The sequence below is a fragment of the Serratia nevei genome (genome assembly GCF_037948395.1).
Lineage (GTDB): Bacteria > Pseudomonadota > Gammaproteobacteria > Enterobacterales > Enterobacteriaceae > Serratia > Serratia nevei.
Genome location: NZ_CP149940.1, coordinates 2,185,719 through 2,206,080 on the forward strand (window position 1 = coordinate 2,185,719; position 20,362 = coordinate 2,206,080).

A 20,362-nucleotide genomic window follows, 5' to 3' on the forward strand; every position below is an offset into this window, starting at 1 on the left:
TTTTGGCGCGTGCGGCAGTAGAGTGAAAAACCTGATAAAAAATAACCCATTGGATCCGCCTTATGCCCGCTTTGCCCTCGCGTACCCGCGCCACGCTGTTCGGTTTATTGGCCATTGTGCTATGGAGCAGCGTCGTCGGCCTGATCCGCAGCGTCAGCGAAGGGCTGGGGCCGATCGGCGGCGCGGCGATGATCTACAGCGTCAGCGCGGTGTTTTTGCTGGTGGCGCTCGGCGTGCCGAAATGGTGCAGCTTTCCGCGGCCTTATCTCATCGTCGGCAGCCTGCTGTTCGTCAGCTATGAGATCTGCCTGTCGCTGTCGCTCGGCTACGCCAATACCCGCCTGCAGGCGATAGAAGTGGGCATGATCAACTACCTGTGGCCCTGTTTCACCGTGCTGATGGCGTTGGCGCTCAACGGGCAAAAGGCCAAATGGTGGCTGCTGCCGGGGCTGCTGCTGTCGCTGTTCGGCATCGGCTGGATCATGAGCGGCGAGGGCGGCTGGTCACCGGCGCAAATGCTGGCCAACGTGCGCAGCAATCCGCTCAGCTACGGGCTGGCGTTCAGCGGTGCGGTGATCTGGGCGCTGTACTGCAACCTGACCAAGAAGATCGCCCAGGGCAGCAACGGCGTGGTGCTGTTCATCGTGCTGACCGCGCTGGCGCTGTGGCTGAAGTATGCCTTCAGCGCGGAAAGCGGCATGCAGTTCAGCCTCGGCGTGACCCTGACGCTGCTGTGCGCCGGGGTGGCGATGGGGGCGGGGTATGCCGCCTGGAACGTCGGCATTCTGCACGGCAACATGACGCTGCTGGCCACCGTCTCTTATTTTACCCCGGTGCTGTCGGCGGTGTTCGCCGCGCTGGTGTTGCACACCTCGCTAACCGCCAATTTCTGGCAGGGCGTGGCGATGGTGACGCTCGGCTCGCTGATCTGTTGGCGGGCAACCCGTGGAAATTAACGGAAATTATCCGCCGTCGGCGCAATGTTGAACTAGAATTTAACTAGCCATGTTGCCTGAAGGAACGACGACGATGAGAAGCGACATTCAATTTATTCAACAACCCGAAATCGACGCGCATCACTATGAACGCGGCGATACCGTGCGCCTGACCACGGCGAATCTGCGGCATGAATATCAGCTCGACGTTTATATTTTGCGCCGCGACGACAAGCTGATTTACGGTTCCGTCGTTGCGGCGGCGCCCAAGACCGACATTCCGGTCGCCAGCTGGGAGGTGAAAAACGGCGAGGAGGTGGCGTTCCGTCAGGAAAACATCGCCAAGGCGGTACCGGCGGTGAACTGATTTCGCTTTGCGTATTTTCTGTTGATTTTGATGAAGGCCGGCGTTCATGCGTCGGCTTTTTCTTTTCCACGTCGCGATAATGGGCAGGTGACGCCCTGATGACGGTTGGCTCAAAAACTGCGCTAAAAATCGATGTGCATGACTAAAATCACAGCGAATGTGAATTTGCATGAAACATAATTTGACAAATGTGAACGCAATCGATTACCTATTCGCGAAATGCGTAACTGGATCACAGATTCTTACAGTCAGTGGTTTCTATAATGCGCGCGTCATCCGAGTTTCTGTGTGAAGACAACGCCAGGTGTCGGCAGACTCATTGTCATCTTTTCTAAACGGGCAGGAAATGGCCCTTTAAGCATGTGGTAATAAAATGAAAAAAATAGCTCTCGCAGCAGGTGTACTGCTCGCAGCGTCTTACAGTGCATCATCAATGGCTGATAGCAAAGACAGTCAATATGTCTCCGACTGGTGGCACCAGAGCGTCAACGTGGTGGGCAGCTACCACACCCGCTTCGGGCCGCAGCTGAATAACGACGTGTATCTCGAATACGAAGCCTTCGCCAAGAAAGACTGGTTCGATTTCTACGGTTACGTTGACGTGCCGAAGTTCTTCGGCGTGGGCAACACCCCGGACCGCGGCATCTGGGACAAAGGCTCCCCGATGTTTATGGAGATTGAACCGCGCTTCTCCATCGACAAGCTGACCGGCACCGATCTGAGCTTCGGGCCGTTCAAAGAGTGGTATTTCGCCAACAACTACATCTATGATCTGGGCCACAACGCCGACGGCCGTCAAAACACCTGGTACATGGGTCTGGGCACCGATATCGACACCGGCCTGCCGATGAGCCTGTCGATGAACATCTATGCCAAATACCAGTGGGAAAACTACCAGGCTGCCAACGAGAACAGCTGGGACGGTTACCGCTTCAAGGTGAAATACTTCGTGCCGCTGACCCAGGTGTGGGGCGGCAACTTGAGCTACATCGGCTTCACCAACTTCGACTTCGGTTCCGATCTGGGCAAGGACAGCCATTGGGTTGACGGCACCGGCAAACAGGTACGCACCGGCAACTCGATCGCCTCCAGCCATATTTTGGCGCTGAACTACGATCACTGGCACTATTCTTTCGTGGCGCGTTATTTCCATAACGGCGGCCAGTGGCAGGATGGCGCGGATATCGGCACCCCGCAGGGCCCGATCAAGTCTACCGGTTGGGGTTATTACCTCGTGGTCGGCTATAACTTCTGATTTTCCGTGTTATCAGAAACAGAAAACCCCGCCTGGCGGGGTTTTTTTTCGTCATCACTGGGCTTGTTCGACCGGGAGATGCTTCACCGGCATAAACAGCCTGCCTTTGATCACGTGACATTCATTATTTATCCAACTAATGATTTGTTCACGGCTGACGCCTTCCGACTGCGCGTAACGATGAAGATCGCCGTTAAAGTGTCGAGTGATGTATTCCATGAGGGTCATTTGCACGTCTTTTGCTCCTGAACGCCCACCCGTTGCCAGCCTGGCCACCGCGGGAGGTTGAGGTTTCTCAGACAGCGAATGTAAATTATCGGCAACTAAATCTCAACATAAAGCACCAGATTGGGGCGACGGCGGCGGGAAAAAGAATCCCGCACGAAGAGGCGGGAAGTGTTCGCTATTATCATTATGGATGATAAGAATAAGATTTGAGGTGCGACGAAAAAGAGCACGCTAACTCTTTTTTGTTACCTTCCCACGCTAGCGTAAGGCTTATTTTTCTTCAAGAAAAATCTGAGGTAAGTATCGGCATTTTCGAGGCGTTTTGCGTTAAAACAAGATTTTGGCGCGTCTGCCGTCTCGCGCGTCATCATCTCGGAGTTTTCCTTATACTTCGTCCGGGAAAGGCCCGCTATAGTCAAGAGAGTCACCCACGCAGGAATACACAACATGAACAAACGTCGTACGACCCTCACGGTGTTGGCGCTGATCGCGTCGCTGGGGTTGTCATCCGCTCCGGCTCTGGCCGATAAGGGCGGCAATGGTAACGGCAACGGTAATGGCCATGGCAACAGCGGCAATAACGGTAACCATGGCAATAACGGCAATCACGGTAACAAAGGCAATAAAGACCATTATGATAACGGCGTTTATCGCAACGACGACAATCTGATCACCGTCAACCTCTCGCGCGATCGCGCCCGTTCGCTGGCGCACAACTATGGCCTGACCGGCTACCGTTCGTTGCCGCCGGGCATCGCCAAGAATCTGGCGCGCGGTAAACCGCTGCCGCCGGGCATCGCAAAAAAAATGGTGCCGCGCTCTATGCTGCGTGAGCTGCCGCAGTACCCGGGGTATGAGTGGCGTATCGCCGGCGACGATCTGGTGCTGGTCGCACTCAGCACCGCGATTGTGGCCTCCGTCATCAACGGCGTGTTCGACTAACGCCTGTCGAGCGTTATCGGGCCTCGCTGCGGCGGGGCCTTTTTATTTGCCAGCGCGGGGCGGACGTGGTGAACTTTAGGCCTTACGTTTTCACCGCATCATAAGGGAGGTGCCATGTTCAGGGCGTTATTGATCGCCTGTTGTTTGACCAGTTTTCCGGCGTTGGCGGACGGCGCCGCCGCTCTCGGGGAGCTGGTGAACCAACGGCTGTCGTTGATGAAGGACGTTGCCGGTTACAAGGCCCAGCAGCATTTGCCGATCGAAGACCTGGCGCAGGAGGCGAAGGTGTTGGCCAGCGCGCAGGCGGAGGCGGGGCGTTTGGGGCTTGAGCCCGCGTCGGTGCGGCCTTTTATCGCCGCGCAGATGGACGCCGCCAAGGCGATTCAGTATCGCTATCGCGCCGACTGGCTGGCGAGCCCGGAAACCGGTTGGCAGCCGCGCCCGTTGGCGCAGGTGCGCCCGCAGATTGCGCGGTTGAGCAGCCAGATATTGCAACGGCTGGCGGAGCGGCTGCGCGCCGGCCCGCTTGGCGAGGCGGATCGGGCGGCGTTTATGGCGTCCGTGGATCAGGTGAACCTCAGCGCCGCCGACAAACGGCGGCTGGCGGATGCGCTGCTGGCGGTCAAAACCGGCAGCGCAGGCTGAGCGTCAGTCGCGGCCGACGGTGCTGCGGCGGAAGGTCAGCATCCGGCTGCGGTTGGCGATGAGATCCACGTTGTAACCGCGGAAATAGAGGCAAAAGCGTTTTAACCACGGGCCGTCCTGGCACTCCACCAGCATGCGGCCCTGGCCGAGCGGGCTGAGCGTACCGCTCTGCGCCGCCGGGCCGACGCCGATATGCACCCGATCGCCACGAATTTCAAAGGCGGTGCGATAGTGCGGGTGATACCACAGCCCCTGCACATGCTTCAGGCAGTCGCCGTTGGCCGTGACCGGCAGAAAACGGCGCGCCACATGCCCGACTTCGCCCTCGACCGCTTCGCCGGTCCACTTCAATTTGATTGGCATATGGGCGGACAGCGACACCGCGTACCCGTCCTCGCCCTGATACAGCGGTTCACCGCTGCCCAGATAGGCCAGGTTGCCGTCTTTAACCTCCAGCCAGTGCGGCTCGGCCAGCGTGGCGTAGAGGCCGTCGGGGATCGCCGTGCTGCGCTGCGGCAAAGGTTCGCCCAGCAGCGCCGCCATCACCTGCAAAGCCATACCGAAACTGTCGCAGTCTTCGCGGTTGGCGACCAACGCGACGCCGACCTGGCGATCGGGCGCCAGCAGGAAATAGGTTTTGTAACCGGCGTGGGAACCGCCGTGGCCGAGCAAGCGGCGGCGGCCCAGCGGGGTTTGCGCCAGCCCCAGGCCATAGGCGCTGAGCTGGCCCTGATTGAGGCGGCGCGGGGCGCCGAGTTGCGCCAGCACGCCCTGGCCGGGGCCCTCGTCGGCCAGCAGCGTTTGCAGCCAGCGGGTGAGGGCGTGGAGGCTGCCGGTCAGGCTACCGGAGGCGGAAAGGTGCAGGCCGGCGCTGGCGTGTTGCCAGCCCTGCGGCGCCCGCCAGTAACCCGGCACCAACCCCGGCACCACGTCGAACCAGCTTTCCGGTGCTTGCATCTGCACCTGCAGCGGCCGGGCGATGTGCTGTTGCACCAGTTGGTCGAAATCATACCCTTTGCTACGCAGCGCGGCCTCCAGCAGCCGATAGCCGGTATTGCTGTAGGCGATCTCGCTGCCGGCTTCGTAGTTCAACTTTTCCAGCCCTTCGACAAACTGCATGACTGGCTGCGCCTCGCTGACGGCGTGCAGCGAGATGCCGAGCAAGCCGAGCGTTTCGCGCACGTCGGGCAGGCCGCCGGTCATGTCCAGCGCCTGGCCGACGGTGACGTCCGCCAGCGCAGGCTGCAGGGCGGGCAGCAGTTCGCCCAGGCGCTGATCGAGCCGAATGGCGCGGCCGGTGGCGTTCAGCGCCAACGCGGCGAAGATATGTTTGGTCACGGAGGCGTAGCGCACCACGCTGTCGACGGTGAAGGGGGTATTCTGCGCCAGATCGGCCAGGCCGGCGCAGGCGGTGGCGCGGAGTTGTTCGGCGTCAAACAGGGTGATGGCGCCGCCGGGTTCGCCACGCCGTTGCCAGCCGGCCAGCAATTGTTCGGCGAGGGCGCCGGCAGCGCGCCAGTTTAACGGTGTTACAGACATAGGGCCTCCAGAGTGATGGTTCGAAACGGGCCAGCTCGGCCACACGCCGCCCGGCGCTGACGATGAGCGCGGGCTTTTCGGCTGATTGTGGCGCAGTGCGTTTTTCGTCGGCCGCTGTTTTGTGCGCTGTTTAGACCAGTCAGTGGGGAATCACGCGAAACTTTGATATAGCGCGCAGATTGCGGCTGACGTTGCGGCTAAAGGCAGGGGGAGAAACAGGCGCCCGGCGGCGCCTGCAGGGGGATCAGTTGAGTTTGGCGGCGCCGTCCAACAGGCCTTCAATCATCTGCTTGAGCAGGCGCTGCAGCGAGGCGGCGCGCTGCGGTTCGAACGCGTAAGGGTACTGTTCGGACATGTAGTTCACCTGCGCCAGTTCGAGCTGGATCGCATGCTGTTGCTGCTGCGGCTGCCCGTAGGCGCGGGTGATGTAACCGCCCTTGAAGCGGCCGTTCAGCACGTGGGTGTACTGCTGTTGTTGCTCGCAGCAGGCGACCAGCCGATCGCTCAGCGCCTGGGCGCAGCTTTCGCCGCCGTTGGTGCCGAGATTGAGATCCGGCAGTTGGCCGTCGAACAGCCGCGGGATCACCGAGGCGATGGAGTGCGCGTCGAACAGCAGCGCATAGCCGTGCCGCGCCTTGAGGCGTGCCAGTTCGTCCTGCAGCTGCTGATGATAAGGTTGCCAAATCTGCTGCAGATAACCGGCGCGTTCTGCGTCCGTCGGCGCTTTGCCCGGCAGGAAGCTTGGGCGGCCGTCGAACAGCACGTCGGGATACAGGCCGGTGGTGGCGGTGGTGTACAGCGGCTTGTCGTCCGCCGGGCGGTTCAGATCGATGACGAAGCGCGAATAGTTGCCGACCAGCACGCTGGCGCCCATCGCCCGTGCGAAGTCGTACAGCTGCGGAATGTGCCAGTCGGTATCGGGTAGCGGGCGGGCGTCGTCGGTCAGCCCGGCCTCGACCGCCGGCGTCAGTTGCGTGCCGGCGTGTGGGATGCTGATCAGCAGCGGCAGGCTGCCGCTCTGGAAGCTAAAAGGATCGCGAATGGTCATTGACGTACTTCTCCTCGGAAAATCACCGTACAGGGCAGCTGGCCGCCCAACCAATAAGCCAGTTCCGCCGGCCGCGACAGCGGCCAGTGAACGAAGTCCGCCACCTTGCCGGTTTCCAGCGTGCCGTGGCTGTGTTGCAGCCCCAGCGCTTTGGCGGCGTGGGTGGTAACGCCCGCCAGCGCTTCTTCCGGCGTCAGGCGAAACAGCGTGCAGGCCATGTTGATCATCAGGCGCAGCGACAGCGCCGGCGAGGTGCCGGGGTTGGCGTCGCTGGCGATCGCCATCGCCACGTGGTGCTTGCGGAACAGCTCTACCGGCGGGCACTGGGTTTCGCGCAGCAGGTAATAGGCGCCGGGCAGCAGTACCGCCACGGTGCCGGCATCGCCCATGGCGCGGGCATCTTGTTCGGTAGCGTATTCGAGATGGTCGGCGGAGAGCGCGTGATGGCGCGCCGCCAGCGTGCTGCCGCCGAGGGCGGAGAGCTGCTCGGCGTGCAGCTTGACCGGCAGCCCGGCGGCCTCGGCGGCGGCGAAGACTCGCTCCACCTGCGCCGGTGAGAACGCCAGATGTTCGCAGAAGGCGTCAACCGCATCCGCCAGCCCGGCGGCGGCCGCCTGCGGAATGATGGTATCGCAGACCAGATTGATGTAGTCGTCGGCGCGGTTGGCGTATTCCGGCGGCAGCGCATGGGCCGCCAGACAGGTGGTTTTCACCTCGACCGGCAGCAGCTCGCCCAACTTGCGCGCCACCCGCAGCATCTTCAGTTCGCTCTCCGGGCTGAGGCCGTAACCGGATTTGATCTCCACGCAGGTGACGCCTTCCGCCAGCAGCGGCCGCAGGCGGAACAGCGCCTGCTCCAGCAGCAGCGCCTCGTCGGCCTCGCGGGTGGCTTTCACGGTGGAAATGATGCCGCCGCCCTGTGCGGCGATGTCGGCGTAGCTCACGCCGTTCAGCCGCTGTTCGAACTCGCCGCTGCGGTTGCCGCCGAACACCAGGTGCGTGTGGCAGTCAACAAAGCCGGGGGTGATGATGCCGCCGTCGAATTTCACCGTTTCGTCCGCGATCAGGCCGGGCGGCAGCGCCGCATGTTCGCCAATCCAGACGATCTTGCCGTCGCGTACGGCGATCGCGCCGTCGGTCAGGGTGTGATAGTTGCCGTCGCGCATGGTGACGATATCGGCGCCGTGCCACAGGCTGTCACAGTGAATCTCAGACGTCATTGCTTTCCTCCGCCGGAGCCGCAGCTCCCACATGGTTGTATATACAATTAAAAACAACCTAACGCATTCACCGGGATGTCACAAGAGGCGGGAGAGATTTTGTTATCAGGATGTGATCGACAGCGGAGATGCGGGCGCAGGGCGCGCCCGCCGGGAATCAGACTTCGCTGGTGAAGCGGCCGAACAGTTGATAACGGCTGCCGGGGTACAGCAGCCGGGCCGAGGTCACCACGGTTTTGCCGGACCAGGTGCGGCGATGGATCAGCAGGCCGGGTTCGTGGTCTTCCAGCTGCAGCAGCTCGCGCTCGCGCCGGGTAGGGATCACCGCTTCGACGATGTGTTCGCCGGCGGTCAGCGGCGCGGCCTGCGTCAGATAGGTGTAAGGCGTGACGCGGTCGAAATCCTGCTTCAGGTAATCCGGCGCCACCAGCGGGTTGACGCAGCGGTCTTCCACCTGCACCGGCACATCGTTTTCGTAATGCACGATCTGCGAGTAGAACAGCCGTTGGCCGGGCTGAATGCCCAATGCCGTCGCTTCTTCTTCGCTGGCCGCTCGGGCCTTCAGCTCGAGGATCTTGCTGCTGTGGCGATGGCCGCGCGCGGCGATCTCATCGGCGATGTTGTGCACTTCCAGCAGCGCGGTATGCGCTTTGGCTTCGGCGACGAAGGTGCCGACGCCCTGCATGCGAATCAAAAAACCTTCGCTGGTCAGCTCGCGCAGCGCGCGGTTGATGGTCATGCGGCTGACGCCCAGTTCCGCCACCAGTTCACTTTCGGAGGGCACGCGCTGGTGCGGTTGCCAATGCCCCGCACGGATTTGATTCACGATCGCCTGTTTGACCCGTTGGTAGATCGGGGCGGGGGCATCGCTCATTGCAGCCGCCAGTTGTAACACGGTCTGTTGTTCAGCCACGACGTTAACCTCGTCAAATAAAAAAATAATAACACCAGTTTACTGTTGATGTCGGCGTATGTATATGTATATACAACTAGTGGCCGTCGCGCCAGAAACTTGCCGGCGACTGCCAAAAATTCCTGAATGCGCGCCATCGCCGCGCCTCATTCGCCGTTACACCAACAGTGGAATACTGCCATGCCTGCTTATTTTGCCCCACGCGCTTTGCTCCCTGAGGGCTGGGCGCATAACGTCCGGCTGGACGTCGATGCGCAAGGTTATCTGACTCAAGTTACCGCCGACGCTGAACCGCAAGGCTGCATCCGGCTGCACGGCGATGCGGTGCCGGGCATGCCGAACCTGCACTCCCACGCTTTCCAGCGCGCGATGGCCGGGCTGGCGGAAGTGGCGGGCAACCCGCAGGACAGCTTCTGGACCTGGCGCGATCTGATGTACCGCCTGGTGCAGCGCCTGACGCCGGAGCAGGTGGAGGTGGTCGCCCGTCAACTGTATATCGAAATGCTCAAGGGCGGATACACCCAGGTGGCCGAATTCCACTACCTGCATCACGACGCCGACGGTAAGCCTTACGCCGATCGCGGTGAAATGACCGGCCGCCTCAGCGAGGCCGCGCATCAGGCCGGCATCGGCATGACGATGCTACCGGTGCTGTACAGCTACGCCGGTTTCGGCGCGCAGCCGGCGCAGCCGGGGCAGAAACGTTTTATCCAGGATACCGAAAGCTATCTGCACCAGCAGCAGGTGATTGCCCGCCAGCTGGCGGATCGTCCGTTGCAGAATCAGGGGCTGTGCTTCCATTCGCTGCGTGCGGTGGAGCTGGGCCAGATGCAGCAGATTTTGGCCGCGTCGGATCGCACTTTGCCGGTGCATATTCATATCGCCGAGCAGCAAAAAGAGGTGAACGACTGCCTGGCGTGGAGCGGGCAGCGCCCGGTGGCCTGGCTGTATGACCATCTGCCGGTCGATCAGCGCTGGTGTCTGGTGCATGCCACCCATCTGGATCGCGATGAGCTGGAAGCGCTGGCGCGTAGCCGCGCGGTGGCCGGCCTGTGCCTGACCACCGAAGCCAACCTCGGCGACGGCATTTTCCCCGGCGACGCTTACCTGCAGCAGCAGGGGCGCTGGGGCATCGGTTCCGACAGCCACGTTTCGCTCAACGTGGTGGAAGAGCTGCGCTGGTTCGAATACGGCCAGCGGCTGCGCGATCAGCGCCGCAACCGTCTGACGACGCCGGAACAGTCGGCGGTGGGCGATGTGCTGTACCTGCAGGCGCTGCAGGGCGGTGCGCAGGCGTGCGGCGCGCCGATCGGCCGGTTGCAGAGCGGCTATCGCGCCGACTGGCTGGTGCTGGACGGCGACGATCCGTATCTGGCGGCGGCGCCGGACGCCTCGATCCTCAACCGCTGGCTGTTCGCCGGCGGCAAAGAGCAAATTCGCGACGTGTTCGTCGGCGGCCGGCAGGTGATCGAGCAGGGGCGGCACGCGCTGCAGCAGCAGAGCAGCGCCGAGTTCCTGCAGGTGTTGAAAACCTTTCAGCAGGAGGCGTAATGAGCCTGATCCGTTTTAGCTTCGCCGCGCTGCCGGTCAGCCCGTGGCGCAACGGCGGTGGGGAAACCCGTGAAATCGTCAGCTGGCCCCCGGGCGCGCAGAATTTTGACTGGCGCGCCAGCATCGCTACCATCGCACAGGACGGGCCGTTTTCCGCCTTTACGGGCATCGATCGTTCGATCACTTTGCTGGAAGGCGACGGCGTGCGGCTGTTCAGCGCCGGGCATATCGACCATCAATTGGCTCGCGTCGGGGAACCGTTCGCGTTCTCCGGCGACGTGGCGCTGGAAGCGACGCTGCTGGGCGGCGCCAGTCAGGATTTCAACATCATGACGCGCCGTGGCCGGCAGGCGGCCGAGGTGCGGCGCAGCACGGCACCCGTCACCCTGCCATCCCACCAGGCGGGCGTGCTGTATGTGCTGAGCGGGGTCTGGTCGCTGCCGGGGGGCGGCGAACTGCGGGCGCGCGAGGGCGTCTGGTGGGCGGGGCAGACGGCGGGCGGTGAAGTGGCGCCGCTGACGGCCGACGGCGCTCTCCTGTGGGCGAACATCACAGCCTGCTAACGCAGAGTAGAGTCCTGCGCCCGGTTATGGGATTATTCACTTTTTCCCATTAATCATCATAAAGAAGGGCGCATGGCTTCGCTGAAAGACGTCGCAAAACTTGCCGGAGTCTCGCTGATGACGGTGTCCCGCGCCATCAATGAACCCGGCAAGCTGCGGCCGGAAACCTACCGCCGCGTCAAACAGGCTATCGACCAGTTGGACTACGTGCCGGATCTGTCGGCGCGGCGTATTCGCGGTGACGGAAATCGCGTGCAGACGCTCGGCGTGCTGGCGCTGGACACCGCCACGACGCCGTTCTCGGTGGAAATGATCCTGTCGATTGAGAAAACCGCGCGCGAGCGAGGCTGGAACAGCTTCGTCGTCAACCTGTTTGCCGACGACAACGCCGAACAGACCGTCGATCTGCTGCTGGCGCATCGTCCGGATGGGGTGATCTTCACCACGATGGGGCTGCGCGAGGTGACATTGCCGGCCAAACTGTTGGACAAAAAGCTGGTGCTGGCCAACTGCGTCAGCCCGGCGCATTCGATCGCCAGCTACATTCCTGATGACGAGCAAGGGCAGTATGACGCCACGCGCGCGCTGATCGCCAAAGGCTATCGCGCGCCACTGTGCATTCATTTACCGGCGGATACGCTGGCGGCGGGCCTGCGCCGCCGCGGTCTGGAACGCGCCTGGCGCGAAGCGGGGCGCGATGTTGAACAGCTGCGGCAGTATCATCTCGATCTGAGCGGCGGCGACCAAAGCTATCGCGACTGCGTCGCGCTGCTGGAGCGGCATTTCTCTGCAGGCAGGCGCGATTGCGATGTCGTGGTGTGCGGGAACGATCGGATAGCCTTTCTGGTGTATCAGGTATTGCTGGCACAAGGATGGCGGATACCGCAACAGGTAGCGGTGCTGGGTTACGACAATATGGTCGGCACCGGCGAGCTGTTCCTGCCGGCATTGACGACGGTGCAGCTGCCGCATTACGAGCTGGGCCGCCTTGCGGCGCTGCATGTGATTGAGCAGCGGGAGCAGCGTGAGACAGTGAAAGTGCCTTGCCCGCTGTTGGAGCGTGGTTCGCTGTAAGCGCACCGGGCGCGTCGCTGCGCGCCCGGTGCTCATTCCCATTATCCCCAGAGGCTTGCCAACTGCCATCCCATGATGGGCTCAAACTGTGCCTGGCCGCCTTCGGCGAACAGGCGGAGGCGGCGATCGCCCGCCGTCGGATAAATTCGGCTGGTCAGGCAGGCCTGCCCCTGATTGACGAAGATCTCCAGCGATGAGCGGTCAATGAAGATCCGTAGCGACAGGCTGTCACCTTCTGGCAGCGGCACGCTGCGGCAGGTGCACAGGGCGGGGTTTTCATGAAAACGTTCCAGCACCAGCCGGTGCGCCTGATTGTCGACGAACAGCCGCGCCGCATTCCCGATGGCCAGCCCGTAGCGCTCTGCGTCGTTGTCGGCCGGTCTCAACGTCAGGGTGAGTTCCTGCACGTCGTCCGTCAGCGGCAGATGCTGATTGGTCAGCGTCTGTGCCAAAAAGGTGTGCGATTCTCGGCGCAGCGCCGTCAGTTCACGCGCCGGGTTCATGCGGACGCTGCCGTCGGCGGCCAGCGTCAGCTCACGCGGCAGGGTGAGGGCGCCGGCCCAACGGTGCGCTTTGCTGGGCATTGGGGATTCCCACATATCCATCCAGGCAAACAGCAGCCGACGGCCGTCGGCGGCGGTGAAGGTCTGCGGCGCATAGAAATCGTGGCCGGCATCCAGCTCGCAGAAGGGTTGGGTCACCCTAAAGTCGCTGTCAGGCCGCCAGTGGCCGAGCAGATAGCCGCTCTGGAAGCGATTGCAGTAGCGGTAGCCCTGTGCCGCCAGCCCCTGCGGCGAGAACAACAATAGGTGTTGTTCCCCCAGCGGGAAGAAATCCGGGCATTCCCACATATACCCTTGATGCGCCGCCTGCGCGCCGGCCAGCACCCGATCGAAGCGCCAGGCGCGCAGATCTGCAGAACGGTACAGGCGCACCTGGCCCAGGCCGTTTTCTTTGGCACCGACCACCAGCCACCATTCGCCGCTCTCGCGCCAGACTTTCGGATCGCGGAAATGCTGAATGCCGTCCGGCGCGGCCAGCACCGGCCCGTGCTTGACGAAGCGTATACCGTCTTCGCTGGTGGCCAGACATTGCACTTCCCGCACCTGGCTGTCGTCGCCGGGCTCGCCCAGCCACACGTGGCCGGTGTAAATCAGCGTCAGCACGCCGTTGTCATCCACGGCACAGCCGGAAAAGCAACCGTCTTTGTCATAGGGCGCATCGGGTGCCAGGGCGATAGGCTGGTGCTGCCAGCGGATCAGATCGCGGCTGGTCGCGTGCCCCCAGTGCATGGGGCCCCAGTGCTCGCTATAGGGGTGATGCTGGAAGAAGGCATGATAGACGCCGTCAATACAGATCAGCCCGTTGGGATCGTTGATCCAGCCGGCGGGCGGCGCGAGATGGAACTGCGGGTAGTATTCGTCTCGGCGTTCTGCGCGCAGGGCTTCGACCGCATGGTCGGCTTGAGCTAAGGCAGTGTTCATTGGACAGACTCACTTGATTTAATGGCGGATTGAAAGGGGGCTGCGCTGGCGGAACGTTCGCCGCGCAGCAGGAAACAGGAGACAAGCGTCGTGGCGGCGACCGCGCACCCCATCAGCAGATAGGTGTCGGCAAAGCCGATGCGGTCATAACCGTAGCCCGCCAGCGGCGACAGGAAGCTGGCCATCACCTGGGTGATGAACTGAAAGCCCACCAGGTAAAGCGTTGAGGAGAGGCGACTGTCGAAGCGGCTGGCGATGTATTTGAAGATAGCGATCAGCAGGATCGGCAACTCTACGGCGTGCAGCAGTTTCATGGCGGAGATCATCAATGCGCCGCTGACCAAGCCTGAGCCGAACATGCGCAGCGCCATCACGCCACCGGCCAGCAGCAGCCCCTGTTTGGCGCCGATGCGGTTCACCAGCAGCGGCGCCAGGAACATGCCGCCGGCTTCGAGGAAGACCTGCAGCGAGTTGAGGAAGCCGTACATCTCGTTGCCCTGTTCGCGAGAAGCGAACTGCGAGGCGAAGTAGACCGAAAATTGCTGATCGAAAACGTTGTACACGCTGATACCGAGCACAAACACCACCAGCGCCCAGAAGCCCGGCATACGCAGCAGCGCCAGCGCATCCTGCAGCCGCAGATTTTCCGGTTTGCCGAACGCCAGGCCGGCCATGGCGTTCGGCTTCAGCTCGCGAACCTGGCTGAGTAGCAACAGGAATACCACGGCGGCGGCGGAGGCCAGCCAGAAATTGATGTTCGGATCGATATTGAAGATAAAACCGGCCAAAAAGGTGGCGCTGGCCCAGCCGAGCGATCCCCACATGCGGGCGCGGCCGAATTCGAAACCGCTGATGCGGCTGACTCGCTCGGTATAAGATTCCAGCGCGCCGATGCCGGCGAAGAAGGTGGCGCCGATAAATACCCCGCCGACCAGCGCGCCGAGCGGCAGGCTGCTGGCCAGCAGCGGGGCGTAAACGTAGATAAAGAACGGGCCGGTCAGCAGCAGCATTACGCCGAGAAACTGCAGCAGGTGCTTGCGCAGCCCAAGTTTGTCCTGAATAAACCCGTACAGTGGCTGTGCGCACAGCGCCACCAACGAGATAGCGGAGAAGATCAGGCCGGTCTCGGCGCCTTTCAGGCCGATCTTCTGATTCAGCCACAGTGAGATCAGCGAAAAGCTGGAAGACCAGGTGAAGAAAAAGAAGAACAGCAGGCCGCTGAGCAGCACGTAATATTTTTTAGTTTCGCGGTTCATGGGTAGGGCCCCGGTGAGTGAAGTTAGCTCTATTGTTAACGTTAACTCGCAAAGGGATGAAGCTAGCAGATATCACGCGTGCGATGTTAATCACAAAAGTTAACGTTAACATTTTGGCGTTGTGATCGAGGTCACGAGTTGGCAAGGGGGCGATGTGCCCCCGGAGGATTAACGTTCGTTCAGCGAGCGCAGATGGTCGTCGCGGCGCAGCGTCATCAGCGCAAACAGGCTGACCACCGAGGTGGCGACCACGTAGTAGGCGGGAATGTCGATATTACCGGTCTGTTTGATGAGGCCGGTGATAATCAGCCCGGCCGAGCCGGAAAACACCGCATTGGACAGCGAGTAAGCCAGCCCCAAGCCGGTATAGCGCACCCGGGTCGGGAACATCTCCGCCAGCATCGCCGGGCCAGGGCCGGCCAGCAGGCCGACCACGGCACCGGCGATCATGACCGCCAGCCCTTTGGCCCACAGTGAACTCTGCGCATCCTGCAACAGGTGCAGCAGCGGGAAGGTGAACAGGATCACCGCCGCCACCGCCGTCAGCATCACCGTTTTACGCCCCAGTTTGTCGCTGATGATGCCCGCCGGCAGAATGGTCAGGGCGAAGCCGACGTTGGCCAGCACCGTCGCCACCAGCGCCTGCTGGAAGGTGGCGTGCAATGAAGTTTGCAAATAGGAAGGCATCACCACCAGGAAGGTATAGCCGGCGGCCGACCAGCCCATCATGCGGCCGATGCCGATCAGAATGGTTTTCACCACGCCGCCCAGCTTCGCTTCCGGTGGCGCGGCGGCGTGTTCCGCATGTTGCTGCGCCTGGGTGAACGTGGGCGTTTCCTCGAGCTTGAGCCGCAGCCACAGCGCCACGGCGCCCATCGGCAGCGCCAGCAGGAAAGGAATGCGCCAGCCCCAGTCATGCAGCTGCTGCGCGCTGAGCAGCGCGGCCAGCAGCGCCACCAGCCCAGCGCCGGCCAGCAGGCCGAGCGCGACGGTCAGCGACTGCCAGGCGCCGAACAGCCCACGCTTGCCCTTCGGGGCGAACTCGGTCATCAGCGACACGGCGCCGCCGAATTCGCCGCCGGCGAACAGCCCCTGAAACATGCGCAGCAGCGTCAGCAGCAGCGGGGCGGCGACGCCGATCGAGGCATAGGTCGGCATGACGCCGATCAGCGCGGTGGCCAGCGTCATCAGCAGCAGAACCGCAATCAGCGTCGGGCGACGGCCGATGCGATCGCCGATGCGACCGAAGATCACCGCGCCGATCGGCCGACAGAAGAACGCCAGCGCGAAGGCGGCGTAGGTGAGGATCAGGCTGGTGATTTCGTTTTCACCCTGCAGCGTGAAAAAATTGGCGGCGATAACGGTGGCCAGGAACCCGTACACCCCGAACTCGTACCATTCGATAAAGTTGCCGACCGAGCCGGCCAGTAACGCCTGACGCGAGCGGCGCGCGTCGAGAGTCTGTTGATTCATCCCCGTTCCCATACTTTTGAATTATTGTTCGTCAGTTCTAAATTTATACGACAAAACAATCAATTGATTTCAGCGGGAACTGTGAGGCGCTCAGCGCCTGCCGTCGATACGCCACCATTCGGGGCAAACATCGGCGAACGCATGTGAGGTCGGGCGCAGCTCCGGTAGATCGGCCCGATCGAAGCTGCCGGTGGCCAGCGCCACCGTCGGTTCGTCGTCGATCGCCCCCAGCGTGCTGCCGCAGCGCGGGCAAAAGGCGCGGCTGGAATAGGGTGAAGAACGGTAGAGTGTGGGTATGCCGCCCGGGCCGTTCCACTCGATGGCCTGACGCGGAAATTCGACCCAGCAGAGCGTCGGCGCGCCGGAGTGGCGGCGGCAAAAATCGCAGGAACAGCTGTGCGGATTGCCAGGCAGGCCGTGCGCCTGAAAGCGAATATGCCCGCACAGGCAGCCGCCGCTATAGCTGGGGTTTTCCATGAGTTCTCCGTCATAAACGCGGGAATGGCGATGAAAATCACTATAGCGGCATCGCGAAAAATTAACAGGTCTCCGCTGACGCATTACCAGAGCAACGGCGCCGGTTCGCGGCCGTTTTCGGCGTAGTACAGCGACGGCAGGAACTGCGCCAGATAGCTGAACTCGTTGTAGCAGTGGCGCATCAGGTTAAAGCCGATGTCGTCCGGCAGCTCGTCGTGGGCGTTGGCGCAGGCTTTGCCCAGCAGGAAGCGGCTGCGCAGCACGCAGCCATAGGGCGTGTCGCGCACCAGGTGCAGCATCTCGCCGTCGCAGGGATCGCCGTTGTCATCCAGCGCCACCTGGTCACCGAAGCCGATGCGCGCGCAAACGGCGGCGGAGAGCGCCTGCGCGTCGCGCGCCTGGCGCAGAGGCTGCGGCGCGAAGAAATCCTCGGCGGCGTGAAACTTGAGGCGTGCCGCGACCGGCGGCAGCTCCGCCAACCACTCGACCGCTTCGATGCTGGCGCCGACGTAGTTTTCCCCCTTTTTCCAGTGGCGATCCCAGCCGCGGTGTTCGACGTGATCGTGCGGGTGCCACCAGTTGATATGCTGAGTCGTTTCGAAGAAGGTGAACCACCAGTCCAGCATGCGCCCTTTGCAGCCGTGCAGGTCGGTGCGAACCGCCACGGTCAGCAGGCCGTCGGCGCTGCGGCTTAGCCCCATCTCCAGCCGCAGCGGTTCGGGCCTGAGCAACTCGTTGATATCGTTAACGCCCCACGGCGCCAGCAGGGAGGGATGTGTCATAATGGGTTCCTTTTTTATTTTGGAAACGAATTGCGTTTCCAAAATAAGGCTATGCCGCTATGCTGAGTCTGTCAACGCTTATGAGGAATAAATATGGCAAACCCGAATGAAGAACCGCTGCGTGCTCGCGGCCGGCCGGCCACGCCGGAAACGGCGCTGCGCGCGGCGCTGGTTCAGGCGACGTTGGCACTGCTGATCGACGGTGGCTATGCCGCGGCGACGGTGGATGCGGTGGCGAAACGCGCCGGGGTGGCTAAAAAAACCCTGTATCGCTTTGCCGCCAACCGCGACGAACTGGTGGCGCAGGCGGTAAGCGGTTGGACCGAGGCGTTTCAGCCGGCCTTCGCCCAGGATGCCGGGCAGCGGGCGGCGGTTGCGCCGCTGTTGGAAAAAGGGCTGCAGGCCATCGCGCAGCAGGTGCTGAGTGCGGAAGCGGTGGGCATGTTCCGGCTGCTGCAAAGCGAATTTCCGGGGCGCGAGGGGCTGCTGGACAGCTACCAGCGCAACGGTATTCAGCGCGGCCGTGCGACGGTGGCGGACTGGCTGCAGCGCCAGCAGCAGTGCGGATGGCTGCGTGAGCGCGACTGGGCGCAAACCAGCGACCTGCTGTTGGCGATGACCATCGCCGAACCGCTGCGGCAGATGACGCTGGGGCTGTTGCCGCCGGGCAGCGCGATCGACGAGCGCATCGCGGCGGCGGTGGCGCTGGTGATGCCGGGTTTGCTGGAAGAGGAGTGAAAACAAAAAAGGGCCGACGAATCGGCCCTTGAGCGGGGGAATGCCGTTACCGTTTAGGCCCGGCGTTCACCAGTTTTTCGCCCGCCGGGGTGACGGTATATTTGGCGAAGTTATCGATAAAGCGCTGCGCCAGATCCTGCGCCTTCTCCTGCCACAGCGATTCGTCGGCATAGGTTTTGCGCGGATCGAGAATCGACGGATCGACGCCCGGCAGCGCGGTCGGCACTGCCAGCCCGAAGATCGGCAGCGTGAATGTCTCGGCCTGCTCAATGTCGCCATTTAGAATGGCGTCGATGATGCCGCGCGTGTCTTTGATCGAGATACGTTTGCCGCTGCCGTTCCAGCCGGTGTTGACCAGGTAAGCCTGGGCGCCGGCGGCCTCCATGCGTTTCACCAGCACTTCGGCATACTGCGTCGGGTGCAGCGTCAGGAACGCGGCGCCGAAGCAGGCGGAGAAGGTCGGCGTCGGCGCGGTGATGCCGCGCTCGGTGCCGGCCAGCTTGGCGGTGAAGCCGGACAGGAAGTGGTACTGGGTCTGCTCAGGCGTCAGGCGCGATACCGGCGGCAGTACGCCGAAGGCGTCGGCGGTCAGGAAGATGATCTTGCGCGCATGGCCGGCTTTGGACACCGGTTTGACGATGTTCTCGATGTGATAAATCGGATAGGAGACGCGGGTGTTCTCGGTTTTGCTGGCGTCGTCGAAGTCGATGCTGCCGTCGGCCAGCACGGTGACGTTTTCCAGCAGCGCATCGCGGCGGATCGCCTGATAGATTTCCGGCTCCGCCTGCGGCGACAGCTTGATGGTCTTGGCGTAGCAGCCGCCTTCGAAGTTGAACACGCCGTCGTCGTCCCAGCCGTGCTCGTCATCGCCGATCAGCTGACGCTTCGGATCGGTGGAGAGGGTGGTTTTGCCGGTGCCGGACAGGCCGAAGAACACCGCCACATCGCCTTGCTCGCCGACGTTGGCCGAGCAGTGCATCGAGGCGATGCCCTTCAGCGGCAGCAGGTAGTTCATGATCGAGAACAGGCCTTTCTTCATCTCGCCGCCGTACCAGGTGCCGCCGATCAGCTGCATGCGTTCCGTCAGGTTGAAGGCGACGAAGTTCTCCGAATGCAGCCCTTGCTGCTGCCAGTCCGGGTTGGTGCATTTGGCGCCGTTCATCACCACGAAGTCCGGCTCGAAGTTTGCCAGTTCGGCGTCGCTCGGGCGAATAAACATGTTTTTCACGAAGTGCGCCTGCCAGGCCACCTCGGTGATGAAGCGCACTTTCAGGCGCGTGTCGGCGTTGGCGCCGCAGAAGGCGTCCACCACGAACAAACGCTTGCCGGAGAGCTGGTTGCCCACCAGCGTTTTCAGATGCTGCCAGACTTCCGGGGAGAGCGGCTGGTTGTCGTTCTTGCCGGTGCCGTTGTCCGACCACCAGACGGTATCGCGCGTGGTGTCGTCGCGCACGATGTATTTGTCCTTCGGCGAACGGCCGGTGAATTCACCGGTTGCGACGTTGACCGCGCCCAGCTGGGTGAGGGTGCCGCGTTCCAGCGGCGGCAGGTCGGCGCGGGTCTCTTCGGCGAACAGTAATTCATAGCTGGGGTTATAGACGACGTCGGCGGCCTGATGAATGCCGTAGCGAGCGAGGGTTTGTGGGGTAACAGCGCGTGAAGACATATTCTACTTCCTTATGAGTCATATTATGCCTCTTTCCCGTGCGGTGCCGCGCGCAGGATTAAGGTTCGGATCAAGCTGACCGGATTCAGCTAATGCGTTTCCGGTTCTTTATTAATAAAGCAGGGGGGCTTTTTCGCCCTCCTATAGCATAGCAGCGAATTTAAACCCGATTACTTTAATTACAAAATGCTGACGATAATTAATTA

20 protein-coding genes are annotated in these 20,362 nt (G+C 62.1%); 9 read left to right on the forward strand and 11 right to left on the reverse strand.

All coding sequences use genetic code 11. From position 1 onward, the window contains the following. The first annotated feature begins 62 nt into the window (after positions 1 to 62). The 3 genes from yddG (at position 63) to V8N38_RS10565 (ending at position 2,557) form a co-directional block, all read left to right on the forward strand. Positions 63 to 956 (forward strand): aromatic amino acid DMT transporter YddG, encoded by an 894-nt coding sequence (gene yddG / locus V8N38_RS10555; RefSeq protein ID WP_147840252.1) that lies wholly within the window; start codon positions 63 to 65, stop codon positions 954 to 956. Positions 957 to 1,029: 73 nt separating this feature from the next. After that, positions 1,030 to 1,302, forward strand: a complete 273-nt coding sequence (locus V8N38_RS10560) for a hypothetical protein (RefSeq protein ID WP_049272745.1) — start codon at positions 1,030 to 1,032, stop codon at positions 1,300 to 1,302. A gap of 373 nt (positions 1,303 to 1,675) precedes the next feature. Then, positions 1,676 to 2,557, forward strand: a complete 882-nt coding sequence (locus V8N38_RS10565) for a nucleoside-specific channel-forming protein Tsx (RefSeq protein ID WP_070914894.1) — start codon at positions 1,676 to 1,678, stop codon at positions 2,555 to 2,557. Between the two features lie 54 nt (positions 2,558 to 2,611). Here the strand turns inward: V8N38_RS10565 and V8N38_RS10570 are convergent, their stop codons facing one another. Further along, positions 2,612 to 2,791 carry a hypothetical protein gene (locus V8N38_RS10570; protein WP_025160261.1) on the reverse strand — a complete coding sequence of 60 codons (180 nt, stop codon included), beginning with the start codon at positions 2,789 to 2,791 and terminating at the stop codon, positions 2,612 to 2,614. A 441-nt stretch (positions 2,792 to 3,232) separates the two neighbouring features. Here V8N38_RS10570 and V8N38_RS10575 point away from each other — a divergent pair, with 441 nt between their 5' ends. Next, entirely contained in the window at positions 3,233 to 3,727 is a 495-nt protein-coding gene (locus V8N38_RS10575; protein ID WP_087763533.1) for an anti-virulence regulator CigR family protein, read from the forward strand. Positions 3,728 to 3,841: 114 nt separating this feature from the next. Further along, positions 3,842 to 4,372, forward strand: a complete 531-nt coding sequence (locus V8N38_RS10580) for a chorismate mutase (RefSeq protein ID WP_060419302.1) — start codon at positions 3,842 to 3,844, stop codon at positions 4,370 to 4,372. 3 nt (positions 4,373 to 4,375) lie between these two features. Here the strand turns inward: V8N38_RS10580 and V8N38_RS10585 are convergent, their stop codons facing one another. The 4 genes from V8N38_RS10585 to hutC form a co-directional block, all read right to left on the reverse strand. Further along, positions 4,376 to 5,911 (reverse strand): serine hydrolase domain-containing protein, encoded by a 1,536-nt coding sequence (locus V8N38_RS10585; RefSeq protein WP_147840251.1) that lies wholly within the window; start codon positions 5,909 to 5,911, stop codon positions 4,376 to 4,378. A 244-nt stretch (positions 5,912 to 6,155) separates the two neighbouring features. Beyond that, positions 6,156 to 6,959 carry an N-formylglutamate deformylase gene (gene hutG, locus V8N38_RS10590; RefSeq protein WP_060419298.1) on the reverse strand — a complete coding sequence of 268 codons (804 nt, stop codon included), beginning with the start codon at positions 6,957 to 6,959 and terminating at the stop codon, positions 6,156 to 6,158. Then, entirely contained in the window at positions 6,956 to 8,179 is a 1,224-nt protein-coding gene (hutI, locus tag V8N38_RS10595) for an imidazolonepropionase (RefSeq protein ID WP_038877714.1), read from the reverse strand. The genes hutG and hutI overlap by 4 nt, the downstream gene beginning before the upstream one ends. A 157-nt stretch (positions 8,180 to 8,336) precedes the next feature. Next, positions 8,337 to 9,092, reverse strand: a complete 756-nt coding sequence (gene hutC, locus V8N38_RS10600; protein WP_033646346.1) for a histidine utilization repressor — start codon at positions 9,090 to 9,092, stop codon at positions 8,337 to 8,339. A gap of 180 nt (positions 9,093 to 9,272) precedes the next feature. Between hutC and V8N38_RS10605 the strand changes: the two genes are divergently transcribed. The 3 genes from V8N38_RS10605 to V8N38_RS10615 all read left to right on the forward strand — a co-directional run bounded on the left by V8N38_RS10605 (position 9,273) and on the right by V8N38_RS10615 (position 12,280). Further along, on the forward strand, positions 9,273 to 10,643 hold the full coding sequence (locus V8N38_RS10605) for a formimidoylglutamate deiminase (protein WP_049200374.1): 1,371 nt from the start codon (positions 9,273 to 9,275) through the stop codon (positions 10,641 to 10,643). Next, positions 10,643 to 11,206 (forward strand): HutD family protein, encoded by a 564-nt coding sequence (locus V8N38_RS10610; RefSeq protein ID WP_147840250.1) that lies wholly within the window; start codon positions 10,643 to 10,645, stop codon positions 11,204 to 11,206. The genes V8N38_RS10605 and V8N38_RS10610 overlap by 1 nt, the downstream gene beginning before the upstream one ends. Before the next feature lie 72 nt (positions 11,207 to 11,278). Next, a complete protein-coding gene (locus V8N38_RS10615) occupies positions 11,279 to 12,280 on the forward strand; it encodes a LacI family DNA-binding transcriptional regulator (RefSeq protein ID WP_049200376.1) in 1,002 nt (333 codons plus the stop codon). A gap of 41 nt (positions 12,281 to 12,321) precedes the next feature. Here V8N38_RS10615 and V8N38_RS10620 read toward each other — a convergent pair whose 3' ends face one another. The 5 genes from V8N38_RS10620 to V8N38_RS10640 all read right to left on the reverse strand — a co-directional run bounded on the left by V8N38_RS10620 (position 12,322) and on the right by V8N38_RS10640 (position 17,752). Beyond that, positions 12,322 to 13,764, reverse strand: a complete 1,443-nt coding sequence (locus tag V8N38_RS10620) for a glycoside hydrolase family 32 protein (protein ID WP_147840249.1) — start codon at positions 13,762 to 13,764, stop codon at positions 12,322 to 12,324. Continuing rightward, positions 13,761 to 15,020: an MFS transporter gene (locus V8N38_RS10625; protein WP_060419292.1), complete on the reverse strand. Its 1,260-nt coding sequence runs from the start codon at positions 15,018 to 15,020 to the stop codon at positions 13,761 to 13,763. The genes V8N38_RS10620 and V8N38_RS10625 overlap by 4 nt, the downstream gene beginning before the upstream one ends. A 168-nt stretch (positions 15,021 to 15,188) precedes the next feature. After that, positions 15,189 to 16,493: an MFS transporter gene (locus V8N38_RS10630; protein WP_049200384.1), complete on the reverse strand. Its 1,305-nt coding sequence runs from the start codon at positions 16,491 to 16,493 to the stop codon at positions 15,189 to 15,191. Positions 16,494 to 16,583: 90 nt separating this feature from the next. Further along, positions 16,584 to 16,970, reverse strand: a complete 387-nt coding sequence (locus V8N38_RS10635; protein WP_049200385.1) for a GFA family protein — start codon at positions 16,968 to 16,970, stop codon at positions 16,584 to 16,586. A gap of 83 nt (positions 16,971 to 17,053) precedes the next feature. After that, positions 17,054 to 17,752, reverse strand: coding sequence for a DAPG hydrolase family protein (locus V8N38_RS10640; RefSeq protein ID WP_060440096.1), 699 nt, complete (start codon positions 17,750 to 17,752; stop codon positions 17,054 to 17,056). Between the two features lie 93 nt (positions 17,753 to 17,845). On the opposite strand from V8N38_RS10640, the gene V8N38_RS10645 reads away from it, so the two are divergent. Further along, on the forward strand, positions 17,846 to 18,490 hold the full coding sequence (locus tag V8N38_RS10645; RefSeq protein ID WP_060440095.1) for a TetR/AcrR family transcriptional regulator: 645 nt from the start codon (positions 17,846 to 17,848) through the stop codon (positions 18,488 to 18,490). A 46-nt stretch (positions 18,491 to 18,536) separates the two neighbouring features. Here the strand turns inward: V8N38_RS10645 and pckA are convergent, their stop codons facing one another. Next, positions 18,537 to 20,156, reverse strand: a complete 1,620-nt coding sequence (pckA, locus tag V8N38_RS10650) for a phosphoenolpyruvate carboxykinase (ATP) (protein WP_084826346.1) — start codon at positions 20,154 to 20,156, stop codon at positions 18,537 to 18,539. Positions 20,157 to 20,362 lie beyond the last annotated feature (206 nt).